At 72.7% G+C, this 12,994-nt stretch carries 10 protein-coding genes; 7 read left to right on the forward strand and 3 right to left on the reverse strand.

Annotated features, from left to right (window positions below):
• The first annotated feature begins 28 nt into the window (after positions 1-28).
• Entirely contained in the window at positions 29-703 is a 675-nt protein-coding gene (locus tag ACFV9M_RS18895) for a TetR/AcrR family transcriptional regulator (protein WP_385062953.1), read from the forward strand.
• On the opposite strand, the gene ACFV9M_RS18900 is transcribed toward ACFV9M_RS18895, so the two are convergent.
• Positions 691-2,193: an LVIVD repeat-containing protein gene (locus tag ACFV9M_RS18900; RefSeq protein ID WP_385062951.1), complete on the reverse strand. Its 1,503-nt coding sequence runs from the start codon at positions 2,191-2,193 to the stop codon at positions 691-693. The two genes, ACFV9M_RS18895 and ACFV9M_RS18900, sit on opposite strands and share 13 nt — an antisense overlap.
• Positions 2,194-2,395: 202 nt before the next feature.
• Here ACFV9M_RS18900 and ACFV9M_RS18905 point away from each other — a divergent pair, with 202 nt between their 5' ends.
• The 4 genes from ACFV9M_RS18905 to ACFV9M_RS18920 all read left to right on the forward strand — a co-directional run bounded on the left by ACFV9M_RS18905 (position 2,396) and on the right by ACFV9M_RS18920 (position 7,690).
• Positions 2,396-3,130: a DUF305 domain-containing protein gene (locus tag ACFV9M_RS18905; RefSeq protein WP_385062949.1), complete on the forward strand. Its 735-nt coding sequence runs from the start codon at positions 2,396-2,398 to the stop codon at positions 3,128-3,130.
• Between the two features lie 357 nt (positions 3,131-3,487).
• On the forward strand, positions 3,488-4,858 hold the full coding sequence (locus ACFV9M_RS18910; protein ID WP_385062947.1) for an FAD-dependent oxidoreductase: 1,371 nt from the start codon (positions 3,488-3,490) through the stop codon (positions 4,856-4,858).
• A gap of 93 nt (positions 4,859-4,951) precedes the next feature.
• Positions 4,952-6,418: a nucleobase:cation symporter-2 family protein gene (locus ACFV9M_RS18915; RefSeq protein ID WP_385062945.1), complete on the forward strand. Its 1,467-nt coding sequence runs from the start codon at positions 4,952-4,954 to the stop codon at positions 6,416-6,418.
• Positions 6,419-6,886: 468 nt separating this feature from the next.
• Positions 6,887-7,690 (forward strand): pectate lyase, encoded by an 804-nt coding sequence (locus ACFV9M_RS18920; protein WP_385062943.1) that lies wholly within the window; start codon positions 6,887-6,889, stop codon positions 7,688-7,690.
• A gap of 126 nt (positions 7,691-7,816) precedes the next feature.
• On the opposite strand, the gene ACFV9M_RS18925 is transcribed toward ACFV9M_RS18920, so the two are convergent.
• Positions 7,817-8,590: a PaaX family transcriptional regulator C-terminal domain-containing protein gene (locus tag ACFV9M_RS18925; protein ID WP_385063138.1), complete on the reverse strand. Its 774-nt coding sequence runs from the start codon at positions 8,588-8,590 to the stop codon at positions 7,817-7,819.
• Positions 8,591-8,661: 71 nt separating this feature from the next.
• On the opposite strand from ACFV9M_RS18925, the gene ACFV9M_RS18930 reads away from it, so the two are divergent.
• Both ACFV9M_RS18930 and ACFV9M_RS18935 read left to right on the forward strand, forming a co-directional pair.
• Entirely contained in the window at positions 8,662-10,347 is a 1,686-nt protein-coding gene (locus ACFV9M_RS18930) for an acyl-CoA dehydrogenase family protein (protein WP_385062941.1), read from the forward strand.
• Between the two features lie 458 nt (positions 10,348-10,805).
• On the forward strand, positions 10,806-11,891 hold the full coding sequence (locus ACFV9M_RS18935; RefSeq protein WP_385062939.1) for a WD40/YVTN/BNR-like repeat-containing protein: 1,086 nt from the start codon (positions 10,806-10,808) through the stop codon (positions 11,889-11,891).
• A gap of 258 nt (positions 11,892-12,149) precedes the next feature.
• Here the strand turns inward: ACFV9M_RS18935 and ACFV9M_RS18940 are convergent, their stop codons facing one another.
• Entirely contained in the window at positions 12,150-12,827 is a 678-nt protein-coding gene (locus tag ACFV9M_RS18940; protein WP_385062937.1) for a uracil-DNA glycosylase, read from the reverse strand.
• Positions 12,828-12,994: the final 167 nt, after the last annotated feature.

The raw sequence follows: 12,994 nt of genomic DNA on the forward strand, positions 1-12,994 counted from the left end.
GTCGGCCAGTCAACGCAGGAGTTACAGCATGTCCCCGCGCAGCGCCTCGGTCAATGAAGAATTGCGGCGGCGTTCCCGGGAGCGACTGCTGCACGCCGCGGTCGAGTTGGTGAGCGAGCGCGGGTACGAGGCGACGACGCTCGGCGACATAGCCGACCGGGCGGGCTCGGCGCGCGGACTGGTGTCGTACTACTTCCCCGGCAAGCGCCGGCTGGTGCAGTCGGCCGTGCACCGGCTGATGCACCGCACGCTGGAGGAGGCGCTGGAGCGGGAGCCGCGCACGGAGGACGGCCGGGAGCGCATGGCGCGGGCCATCGACGCCGTCCTGGGCCTGGCGCGGGACCGGACGGTACTCATGCGCCAGCACATGGCGGGGCTGCTCCAGGCGGAGGGTTTCGTCCCGTGCACGGAGCAGCGGCGGCTCGCGGAGCTGCTGCGGGACACCGTGGCACGGCACGGATCGCGGGACGTCGACACCGACTACCCCGTGCTGCGCGCCCTGCTGATGGGCTCCGTCTACGCGATGGTCCTGCCGGCCGCGGGGATGCCGCTCGCCCCGGTGCGGGCCGAACTGTTCGCCCGCTACCGGCTCGACTGGGAACTGGGGTTCCCGCCGGACGCCGAGGCGCCCGGCGGGAGCGGTGACGGCGACCTGTCCCGCTACTTCGCGACGGGACGGTCCGCCGGCGATCAGCCGAAGTAGTCCGGCTGCGTCTGCGCGTTGAGCTCGGGCAGGCGGACCCGCTGGGCCGGATCCGTGCGCCGGTCGTCGATCCTCAGCACGTCGAGGCCCTTGGCGATGTCGTTCGAGTAGATGTAGCCGTTGTAGTAGTACGCCGACCAGGAGCCGGCGGTCGTGAGCCGCTCGGTGTCCACCGGGCCGCGCTCGAAGTAGGCGATCTCCTCGGGGTGGGCGGAGTCGGTGAAGTCCCAGACGGAGATGCCGCCCTGGTACCAGGCCTGGACCATGAGGTCCCTGCCCTTGACCGGGATCAGCGAGCCGTTGTGCGCCACGCAGACCTCGGTGGCCGTCTGGGGCCGGTCGATCTTGAAGTAGTTGCGGAAGACGAGCTTGCGGTGGTCGCCCTTGCCGACGATGTCGTAGATGCCGTCGGCGCCCTTGTCCGGGCCGATCTCCGGGGTGCAGGTGGCCGCGCCGCCGCCGCCGAGTTCGTCGGTGAAGACGACCTTGTCCGCCGTCTGGTTGAAGGTCGCCGAGTGCCAGAACGAGAAGTTCACGTTGTCCTGGACCTGGTCGATGATCTTCGGGTTCTCCGGGTCCTCGATGGAGAACAGGATGCCGTCGCCCATGCAGGCGCCGGCCGCCAGGTCCTTCTCCGGGAGGACCGTGATGTCGTGGCAGCCGGTCGTCTTGGAGACGCCCGGGTTGGTGGGCCCGCCCGGGTTGCCGCCGCCGTCCGCCCCCTCACCGGGGAAGAGCACAGGGAAGTTCACGATCGCGGCCTTCTCGGGGGCGCCGCGCGGCACCTTGATGATCGAGATGCCGTCGTGCGGGGGCTGGCAGTCGGGGTACGCGGCGTTGGGGGCGTACGAGGAGACGTACACGTAGACGCTGCGGCGCTCCGGCACCAGCGTGTGGGTGTGCGAGCCGCAGGCGGTCTCGACGGCGGCGACGTACTTCGGGTTCCGCTTGTCGCTGATGTCGAAGATCTTCATGCCCTCCCAGGAGGACTTCTCGGTCGCGGGCTGCGTGGTGCTGTTGCAACTGCTGTCGCTGCGCGAGGAGTCGGTGGAGAGGAAGAGCAGGTTCCCGGAGACGGAGATGTCGTTCTGCGAGCCCGGGCAGAGCACCTGGGCGACGGTCTTCGGGGACTTCGGGTCACTGATGTCGAAGACACGGAAGCCGTCGAAGTTGCCGGCGAAGGCGTACCTGCCCTGGAAGGCGATGTCCGAATTGAGGCTGGTGAGCGCGTCCTTGGGCACGTTGGCGAGGTGCTCGATGTTGGCGGAGTGGACGATCTCGTCCTGTCCCGGCACCTCTCCCGCGGCTATCGCCTCGGCCACCTCGGTCCGTACATCCTGGGACACCTTGGGCTCCGCGGCCGGACCGTCCCCCGGGTCGGGGGTCGCGGCCGCCGGGACCGCTGTGAGCAGTGCGGCCAGGATGCCGGCACAGGCCGCGACGGCCGTCCGCCGTCTGCGCCGCCTTCGGGGATCGTTCAACAGGGTCACTGCGTCCTCCCTTGCTGCCGTTCACGACGGAACGGTTCACGGTCCTCCGAAGTATCGTCTTCATCATGCACATATCAAGGGTCGGCAACATACTCGTCATGAACGTCTCCGGCCGGCCGGGGCGGACGTCGTGCTAGGACGGTCACACATGCCCCCGTCGGATCCCGACAGGGGGTCAGACCCGTCACGTCAGGAGGTCGTTGTGCTCTTCCGCCGCGCGTCCCTCGCCCGTGCCTCGCTGCCGGCGCTCGTCCTCGCGGGCTGTCTCGTCCTCGCGGGCTGCGACTCCGGGGCGGACAGCACTCCCCGAGCGGCGGGCGGACCCTCGGTGATCGTGCCGGGGAAGCCGGGCGAGGAGAACCGGACGCTGTCCGCCGAGGACGCCGCGGAGCAGCGGGCCGAGGACGACACCCCGAACTCGGCGGACGTGTCCTTCGCCCGCATGATGATCGAGCACCACGGCCAGGCCCTGGAGATGACCGAGCTCGCCCCCGAGCAGGCCGACTCGGCGCAGGTCAAGGCCCTGGCCTCGCGCATCGCCGCCACCCAGGGGCCGGAGATCGAGGCCCTGCGGAGCTGGCTGTCGGCCCACGGCGAGGACGACGGGAGCCCGGCGGGCGGCGCGAGCGCGGACGGCGACGGCGGCACGGCGAGCGACGGAAGCACGGCGAGCGACGGAAGCACTGCGGGCAGCGGGCACGATCACGCCGCGATGCCCGGGATGGCCACGGAGGCGCAGATGGGGAAGCTGCGGGCGGCCCGCGGCAAGGCCTTCGACAAGCTCTTCCTCACCCTGATGATCACCCATCACGAGGGCGCGCTCACCATGGCCGCGGACGTCAAGGCACAGGGGAACAACATCCGCGTCGAGGAGATGGCGGACGACGTGGTGGCGGAGCAGACGACGGAGATCACGCGGATGAGGGCGATGCTGTAAGCCCGCCGGCACCGTCAGATAGACCAGGTCGACCAGGTAGACCAGGACGACCTGGTCTACCTGGTCGACCATGGGCGGGCCCGTCTGGCCCGCCAGGCCCGCCGGGCTGGACGGGCTGGACGGGCCCGCCAGGTCCGCCGGTTTGGACGGGCCCGTCTGGCCCGCACGCCCTCGGCCGAGACGCGTCCCGCGCGGCAGGGCACGTCCGTCACACCACGTGACGTGACCGCCCGATCACCCTCCATACGGGCGGACACGCACGACCCCGGCGCTCAGCGCCCTGTCAGCGCGGCCGCGGCGGTGCCATGCTGGAAGCGTCAGCGCTCTCCTGCGCCTGCCGGGGTAAGGAGTTCGGCCGTGCTCCGTGTCGCCGTCGTCGGCTCCGGGCCGAGTGGGGTCTACACCGCCCAGAGCCTGGTCCAGCAGGACCCCGAGGTGCTCGTCGACGTCCTGGACCGGCTGCCGTGCCCGTACGGGCTGGTGCGGTACGGCGTCGCCCCGGACCACGAGAAGATCAAATCGCTCCAGCAGAACCTGCGCACGGTGCTGGAGCACGAGCGGGTGCGCTTCCTGGGCGGGGTGCGGGTCGGGGCGGGCGGGGTGCCCGTCGAGCGGCTGCGGGAGGTGTACCACGCGGTGGTGTACTGCGTCGGCGCGGCGGCGGACCGGCGGCTGGGGATCCCCGGGGAGGACCTGCCCGGCAGCTGGTCGGCGACCGACTTCGTGGCCTGGTACAGCGCCCACCCGGACGCCGTCGTCGACGGCGTCCTGACGGGTGCCCGCTCGGCCGTGGTGATCGGCGTGGGGAACGTCGCGGTGGACGTCACGCGGATCCTGGCCCGGGGCGCGGCGGAGCTGACCGCCACCGACATGCCGCAGGCGGCGCTGACGGCACTGGCCGCGAGCGAGGTGACCGAGATCCACATGGTCGGGCGGCGCGGCCCCTCCCAGGCGCGGTTCACCACCAAGGAGCTGCGGGAACTGGGCGGCCTGCCGGACACCGACGTGGTGGTCGACGAGGCGGAGCTGGCGCTGGACCCCGCGTACCGCGACCCGTCCGCCCTGCCGGCGGCGCAGCGCCGCAACATCGAGGTACTGCGCGGCTGGGCGGCCGCACCGCCACGGGGCCTGCGGCGCCGGATCCGCCTGCGCTTCTTCCTGCGGCCGGTCGAACTCCTCGCGGCCGACGGCAGGGTGGGTGCGGTGCGCTTCGAACGGACCGCTCCCGACGGGCGCGGCGGGGTGACGGGTACCGGCGGGCACGAGGACGTCGACGCCCAGGTAGTGCTGCGGTCGGTGGGCTACCGCGGAGTGCCGCTGGAGGGGCTGCCGTTCGACGCGGAGCGGGGGACGGTGCCGCATCTCGCCGGACGGGTGCTGCGCGACGGGGCCGTGGCGCCGGGCGAGTACGTGGCCGGCTGGATCAAGCGGGGCCCGACGGGCGTCATCGGCACCAACCGGCCGTGCGCGAAGGAGACGGTGACGTCCCTGGTGGAGGACGCCCCCGTCCTGCTGCGGCGGGAACTCGGGGATCCGCTCACGCTGTTGCGGGCCGCGGGGGCCGAGCCGGTCGAGTGGGCGGGATGGCTGGCCATCGAGCGTGCCGAGGCGGAGCTGGGGGCCTCCCTGGGGCGGGGTGTGGTGAAGCTGCCGGACTGGGCGGCCCTGCGGGCGGCGGCGGGCACGGCCGGGTCCGGGGTGCAGGACACACACCGGCAACACCCGTGAAATCAACAAACTGTTTAAGGCTCGTACGGTCTCGTGCTGTCCGGATGTTGCCACCCCCTCAAGCCCGCCCTCCCTCGCCGCCCTGGAGTGCCCATGTCCACGACCCCACCCGTCCACCCCGTCGACGAGGTGCCCCCCGCACGGCAGTTGGCCGCCTTCGGCCTGCAGCACGTGCTCGCGATGTACGCCGGCGCGGTGGCCGTACCGCTGATCGTGGGCGGGGCGATGAAGCTGTCGCCCGCCGACCTGGCGTACCTGATCACCGCGGACCTGCTGATCTGCGGCATCGCCACGCTCGTCCAGTGCGTGGGGTTCTGGCGCTTCGGCGTACGGCTGCCGATCATGCAGGGCTGTACGTTCGCGGCCGTGTCGCCGATGGTGCTGATCGGGACGACGGGCGGCGGACTGCCCGCGATCTACGGCTCGGTGATCGTCGCGGGACTCGCGATCGTGCTGCTGGCACCGGTGTTCGGCCGGCTCCTGAGGTTCTTCCCGCCGCTCGTCACCGGCACGGTGATCCTGGTCATCGGCATCTCGCTGCTGCCGGTCGCGGGCAACTGGGTGGCGGGCGGCGCCGGTTCGGAGGACTTCGGGGAGCCGAAGAACATCGCGCTCGCCGCGTTCGTACTGGCGGTGGTGCTCGGCGTGCAGCGGTTCGCGCCCGCCTTCCTCAGCCGGGTCGCGGTGCTGATCGGCATAGCGGTGGGCCTCGCGGTCGCCGTCCCCTTCGGCTTCACGGACTTCGGCGGGGTCTCGGACGCCGACTGGGTCGGGATCAGCACGCCGTTCCACTTCGGGGCGCCCGTCTTCGAGGCGTCGGCGATCATCTCGATGCTGGTGGTGGCGCTGGTGACGATGACCGAGACGACGGGTGACCTGATCGCGGTCGGGGAGATGACGGGCCGCAAGGTGGAGCCGCGCTCCCTCGCGGACGGGCTGCGCGCCGACGGCCTGTCGACCGTCCTCGGCGGCGTCTTCAACACCTTCCCGTACACGGCGTACGCGCAGAACGTCGGCCTGGTCGGCATGACCCGGGTGCGCAGCCGCTGGGTGGTCGCCGCCGCCGGCGGCATCCTCGTCCTGCTCGGTCTGCTGCCCAAGCTGGGCGCGGTGGTCGCGGCGATCCCGGCGCCCGTCCTGGGCGGCGCGGGCCTGGTGATGTTCGGCACGGTCACGGCGAGCGGGCTGCGTACCCTGGCCGAGGTCGACTTCCGGGGCAACCACAACCTGACGGTGGTGGCCGTGTCGGTGGCGATGGGCGTGCTGCCGGTCGGCGTCCCGACGATCTACGAGAAGTTCCCCGACTGGTTCCAGACGGTGATGAACAGCGGGATCAGCGCGGGCTGCGTGACCGCGATCGTGCTGAACCTGCTCTTCAACCACCTGCCCGGCAGGAGCGGTCCGGCGGTCGCCGAGGGGGACGCACGGGCGGCGGACGCGCGGGCGGACGCCTCGCCGGACGCACCGACGGTGGACGCGCGGGCGGACGCCTCGCCGGACGCGCCGGCTGACGGCGGCGCCGACGCGGGCGTCGGGAAGCCCCGGGCGGAGGCGGTCTAGACGCCCGCCCGAAGCAGCTGAGGGGAGAGCCCGTCGCCGTCGGCGGCGGGCTCTCCCGCGGCCCGCCGCAGCCGCGTGCAGCCGACCACTTGGACCGGGCGGGCGGCCGGGTGGCGGGGCGGGCAGTGGAGCAGGCGGGCATTGGAACAGGCGGGCATTGGAACAGGCGGGCATTGGAACAGGCGGGCATTGGAACAGGCAAGGCGGGCTGTCGGCCGGGCGGTCAGGAGGACAGGGGGCCGGGCGGTCAGTAGGTGAGCCGGTCGGTCAGTAGGTCAGTCACGGTGTCCGGATGTCGTCTACGCGAAGCGTTGACTAGAAAGCGCTTGCGCTCTACGTTCCGTTCAGCAGCGTGACCCAGCCGTTCATGCAGCGCCCGAAACAGGTAATGTACGGCCTTGGTCGTTCAAGCTGAAGCTCCGCGTTCTCATACATGATCGAGCCGCATCCTTGGAGGGACGCACCCGCATGCGTACACGCGCACAGACCTCCGCCATCCGACCGCGCACCCATGGGCGTGCGGTCACCGGAGCGCTGGCCGCTCTCGGTCTTTCGCTTGGCATGATCACGACAGTCGGTACGGCTCCGGCGAGCGCCGCCACCTGGCCGTCCGCCTCCGGTAGCCAGGCGGTCACCGCGACCATCAGCCTGACCGGCTCGAAGGACTACGGCATGCTGCGCCTGTACGGCAGCGGCGCCCTGGGCACCGGGGACCAGGCCGAGGACCAGCAGCCGATCCTCACCCTCGCCGACGGCGTGACCCTGAAGAACGTCGTCATCGGGGCGCCCGGCGCCGACGGCATCCACTGCCTGGGCAGCTGCACGCTCCAGAACGTCTGGTGGGAGGACGTCGGCGAGGACGCCGCGACCTTCCGCGGGGGCAGCAGCGCCACGTACAACGTCATCGGCGGCGGCGCCAAGAAGGCGTCCGACAAGGTGTTCCAGCACAACGGCGGCGGCACGGTGAACATCTCGGGCTTCGCCGTGCAGGAGTTCAAGACCCTGTACCGCTCCTGCGGCGACTGCTCCACCTCGTACACGCGCAAGGTCAACCTCAACACCATCGAGGTGACCGGCACGGGGAGCACGGCCCGGATCGTGGGCATCAACGTCAACCGCAACGACGTGGCCACCCTGCGCAACATCACGGTCCTCAACGACGCGAGCCGCAAGGTCGTGCCCTGCCAGAAGTACAACAACAACACGGCGGTGGGCGTGGGCCCCGACAGCACCAACTGCCTGTACTCCACCTCGGACATCACCTACCCCTGACCCCTTCCCCTCCCCCCACCGGACGGCCGGGGCAAGCGGCTCCCACCCGCTTCCCCCGGCCGTCAGGCGTGCTCCCGTCCGCACACCACGCCCGCCGGATACGCGCCCGCCCGCACACCACGCCCGTCAGACGCGCGTCCGCCCGTGCACCGCTTCCGACACCTCCCGCTGGTAGGCGGTGTACGCGGCGCGCAGGGCGGCGCCCGGCCAGTCGGCGGGCAGGAGTTCGGGGGGCAGGACGGGGTCGGCGAGGAGGTGCCGTACGGCGGCCGCGTGGGCGGTGAAGCGGTCGGCGGGCCGTTCGGCCCGCGCGATGTGCGCGAGCAGGGCCCGGGCCGTGCCGGCCCACTCGTCCAACGGCCAGAGGGTGGCGGCCAGTTCCCGGTCCTGCCGCTCCGCGCCGGCCGGCGCCTCGGGGCGGGCGGAGAAACACCGGACGACGCCGGCGAGCCCGTCCGGCCAGGGGCGGAGCAGGGTGGCGGGGCGCAGCCACACCCCCTCGCGCAGTTCGGCGAGGCGGAGCCGGGTCAGCGCGGCACGGAGCTCGGCGCGTTCGGCGGGGCCGCGGCCGGTCGCCGTCACCACGGCCATCTCCCAGTCGCCGCCCCAGGGCCGGGTCGCCGGGCGGACGGCGTCGTCCTGCCGGCGCTGCCGCTCCAGGAGACGGTCGCTGAGACCGTAGACGGCACCGGCACGCCGCAGGTCACCGGCGGCCGCCATCCGGCTGAGGGCCGCCCGCAGGGTGGAGCCGCCGACGCCGAACGGCTCCACCAGCCGGACGAGGTCCTTCACCGGCAGCTCCGGAGGGTGGGAGCCGAGCAGCAGGCTCAGGACCACCGAGCGGGCCGACAGCGGCCTCAGCTCCACCTCACCGGCCTCCGCCGGCACGTTCGCGTGCATGACGACGTACTGTACGTCCGCCACGATGTTGCACTATTGCTGCGACCGCTGAATGGATGCAACATGGGCGTATGTCCCTCATCGTCGCGCAGCCGCAGTCACCGGTCCCGGCCCACACCACGCACGACGTCACCAACCAGCCCCCGCCGCTCGCCCCGTACGACGCCTCCGAGGACGCCGCCCTGCTGGAGGGGCTGCGGCGCGAGGGCGCCGGCTGGGCGGAGGCGGACGTCCGACGGCTCGGGCTGCGGGCCGGTGGTCCCGAGGCGCAGGAGTGGGCCGAGCTGGCCAACCGGCACGAACCGGTGCTGCGCACGCACGACCGGTACGGCCACCGCGTCGACGAGGTCGACTTCCACCCGAGCTGGCACGCGCTCCTGCGGGTCGCGGTGGCCGAGGGACTGGCCGGGGCGCCCTGGGCGGACGGCCGGCCCGGCGCCCATGTCGCCCGGACGGCCGGCGGCCTGGTCTGGGGCCACACCGAGGCGGGTCACGGCTGCCCCACCTCCATGACGTACGCGGCCGTCCCCGCCCTGCGCCGCCGGCCCGAGCTCGCCGAGGTGTACGAACCCCTGCTCACCGGCCGGGAGTACGACCCGGGGCTGCGGGCGCCGACGGGCAAGCGCGGACTGCTCGCGGGGATGGGGATGACCGAGAAGCAGGGCGGTTCGGACGTCCGGACGAACACCACGACCGCCACGCCGACCGCCGAGCCCGGCGTGTACACCCTGCGGGGACACAAGTGGTTCACCTCGGCGCCGATGTGCGACGTCTTCCTGGTGCTGGCCCAGGCGTCCCCGCGCGGCGGAGCGGGGGGTCTGTCGTGCTTCCTCGTGCCGCGCGTCCTGCCCGACGGCACCCGCAACCCGTTCCGCATCCAGCGACTGAAGGACAAGCTGGGCAACCGCTCCAACGCATCCTCCGAGCCCGAGTTCGACGGCACGGTGGCCTGGCTGGTCGGGCCCGAGGGCGAGGGCGTGAAGACCATCATCGAGATGGTGAACTGCACCCGCCTGGACTGCGTGATGATGTCGGCGGCGCTGATGCGCAGGACGCTCGTCGAGGCGGGGCACCACGTACGCCACCGCAGCGCGTTCGGCGCGCGGCTGCTGGACCAGCCGCTGATGCGCAACGTGCTGGCGGACCTCGCGCTGGAGTCCGAGGCCGCCACCACGCTCACGCTGCGGCTGGCCGGGGCGGCCGACCGGGCGGTGCGCGGGGACGCGGGCGAGCGGGCGTTCCGGCGGATCGCGACCGCCGTCGGCAAGTACTGGGTGACCAAGCGGGGTCCGGCCTTCACCGCGGAGGCCCTGGAGTGCCTCGGCGGCAACGGCTACGTGGAGGAGTCGGGCATGCCCCGGCACTACCGCGAGGCCCCCCTGCTGTCGATCTGGGAGGGCTCCGGCAACGTCAACGCCCTCGACGTGCTGCGGGCGCTGACCAGGGAGCCGGCCACCGCGGAGGCCCTCTTCGACGAGCTCGCCCTGGCGCGGGGGGCCGATGCCCGGCTGGACGCGGCGGTCACCCGGCTCAGGTCCCGGCTCGGGGAGGCGACGCAGGCCGGAGCCCGCCGTCTGGTGGAGCAGATGGCCCTGGTCCTCCAGGCCTCCCTGCTGGTCCGGCACGCCCCGGCAGCGGTCGCCGACGCCTTCTGCGCGACCCGGCTCGGCGGCGACTGGGGGTACGCCTTCGGCACCCTCCCCGACGGCGCGGACCTCGACGGCATCCTGGAGCGGGCGCTGACCGGCGGGCGCTGACCGGCGGGCTGACCGGCGGGCGCTGACCGGCGGGCGTTCCTCCTCACCCGCACGCACCGGGCACCGCCCGCACCGCCCGCACCGCCCGCACCGCCGCACCGCCCGCACCGCCCGCACCGCCGCACCGCCCGCACCGCCCGCACCGCCGCACCGCCCGCACCGCCGCACCGCCCGCACCGCCCGCACCGCCGCACCGCCCGCACCGTCCGCACCGCCCGCACCGCCCGCACCGCCCGCGCCTGAGCCGTTCCCGCCGCCGCGACCGTGCCCCTCGAGGCGGGGTCTCCCCCTCGACGCGGCGGCACGGACCCGCCCGGCGGACGGCGCGTCCGGGGGCTGCCACCGCCGATGTGACCTGCGGCGACGCCGCTTCCGGAGGTGACTGTCAGTGGCGGGGTGCAGACTGGCCGGTGGCCGGGACAGCGCCGTCCCGTCCGAGCACAGCGGAGGTGACCGGCATGACCGAGGTACTGCTCGCCGTGGGAACGCGCAAGGGCCTGTTCATCGGGCGCGGGCGCGCGGGCACATGGGAGTTCGACCCATCCCCCTGTTTCAACGCTCAGGCGATCTACTCGGTGGCCATCGACACCCGGGGTGACCGGCCGCGGCTCCTCGCCGGTGGTGACAGCGCCCACTGGGGCCCGTCGGTGTTCCACTCCGACGACCTCGGCCGGACCTGGACCGAACCGGCGCGACCGGCCGTGAAGTTCCCACCGGACACCGAGGTTTCGCTGGAGCGGGTGTGGCAGCTGCACCCGTCGGCAGCCGAGCCGGACGTGGTGTACGCGGGCACGGAACCGGCCGCGCTGTACCGCTCCGAGGACCGCGGGGAGAGCTTCGAGCTGATCCGCCCGCTGTGGGAGCACCCGACGCGGTCCCAGTGGGTGCCGGGCGGCGGCGGTGAGGGGCTGCACACGGTGCTCACCGACCGGCGCGACCCGAGGGCGGTGACGGTGGCGGTGTCGGCGGCGGGCGTGTTCCGCACCACCGACGGCGGCGCGAGCTGGGCACCGTCCAACTCCGGTGTCTCCGCGGTGTTCCTGCCGGACCCGAATCCCGAGTTCGGGCAGTGCGTGCACAAGGTCGCGCGGGACGCGGCCACGCCCGACCGCCTGTACCTGCAGAACCACTGGGGTGTGTACCGCAGCGACGACGCGGGCGCGCACTGGACCGACATCGGTGAGGGACTGCCGTCCACCTTCGGGTTCGCCGCTGCCGCGCACCCCCGCCGGGGCGACACGGCGTATGTCTTCCCGATCAACGCCGACGCGGACCGGGTGCCCGCCGGCCACCGCTGCCGGGTCTTCCGCACGGCGGACGCGGGCAGGAGCTGGGAGCCGCTGTCGGCGGGACTGCCGCAGGAGGACCACTACGGCACCGTCCTGCGCGACGCGCTCTGCACGGACGACGCGGACCCGGCCGGCGTCTACTTCGGCAATCGCAACGGCGAGGTGTTCGCGTCGGCCGACGACGGGGACAGCTGGCGGCAGTTGGCCGCGCACCTGCCCGACGTGCTGTGCGTGCGCGCCGCGGTGGTCGGGTGACCCGGACCGAACCTCCTGCGCGCCTTCCGGCGGCCCCGACCAGGCCCAGCAGGGCGCTGCGGACATCGGCGCCGTCCGGGACGTGGCGGGGAAAGCGCGGCGGACAGTCGGCCCTGCGGCCGCAGCAGGCCGAGGTAGTCGTCCCAGGGCAGGTTTGCCGACACGGTGGACATGACGAAGTCGAACGAGCCGGCGGCCTTCCGCAGGGCGCCCGCCTCGCCGGAGGCGATGAAGTCGTTGGCGCCGAAGCGTCATGCCCTACGGCAGCCGCCAGTCGACTGGCTGGGCGCCCTGCTTGACGAGCAGATCGTTGGCCCGGCTGAACGGCCGTGAGCCGAAGAACCCACGGTCCGCCGACATCGGGGACGGGTGGGCGGACTCAATCGCCGGAAGGTCCCCCAGCAGCGGGCGAAGGTTACGCGCGTCACGCCCCCACAGGATCGACACCAGCGGCGTACCGCGCGCCGCCAGCGCCCGGATCGCCTGCTCGGTGACCTCCTCCCACCCCTTGCCGCGATGCGCCGCCGGCTTGCGCGGCGCCGTCGTCAACGCCCGGTTCAACAGCAGCACCCCCTGCTGCGTCCACGGCGTCAGATCGCCGTTCGACGGCCTGGAAAGCCCCAAGTCCGTGTGCATCTCCCGGAAGATGTTCTCCAGACTCCCCGGCAGCGAACGCACCTCAGGCGCCACCGCGAAACTCAACCCGATCGCCATTCCCGGCGTGGGATAGGGATCCTGACCGACGATCAGCACGCGCACGTCGTCGAAGGGCTGCTGAAACGCCCGCAGCACATTGGCCCCGGATGGAAGGTAAGTCCGGCCGGCCGCTATCTCGGCCCGCAGGAAGTCCCCCATCGCGGCGATACGTTCGGCCACAGGATCCAGAGCCTTAGCCCAGCCCGCTTCAACAAGTTCATGCAAGGGTCGTCGTGCCACAGCGCGTCACCCTACCGGCACACACCGGGGCCCGCACACGCACGGAAGCCCCCGCGCACAGACGCCGCACTCAGCGCTAATCTTCCTCCTCGGCAAGGTCATCGAGCCGGTCCAGCAGCTCGCGCAGCCGGTCACCGGGAAGGAGGGGAGCCCGTTGCGACCAGTGA

The sequence above is a fragment of the Streptomyces sp. NPDC059895 genome, from assembly GCF_042731035.1.
Classification (GTDB): Bacteria; Actinomycetota; Actinomycetes; order Streptomycetales; family Streptomycetaceae; genus Streptomyces.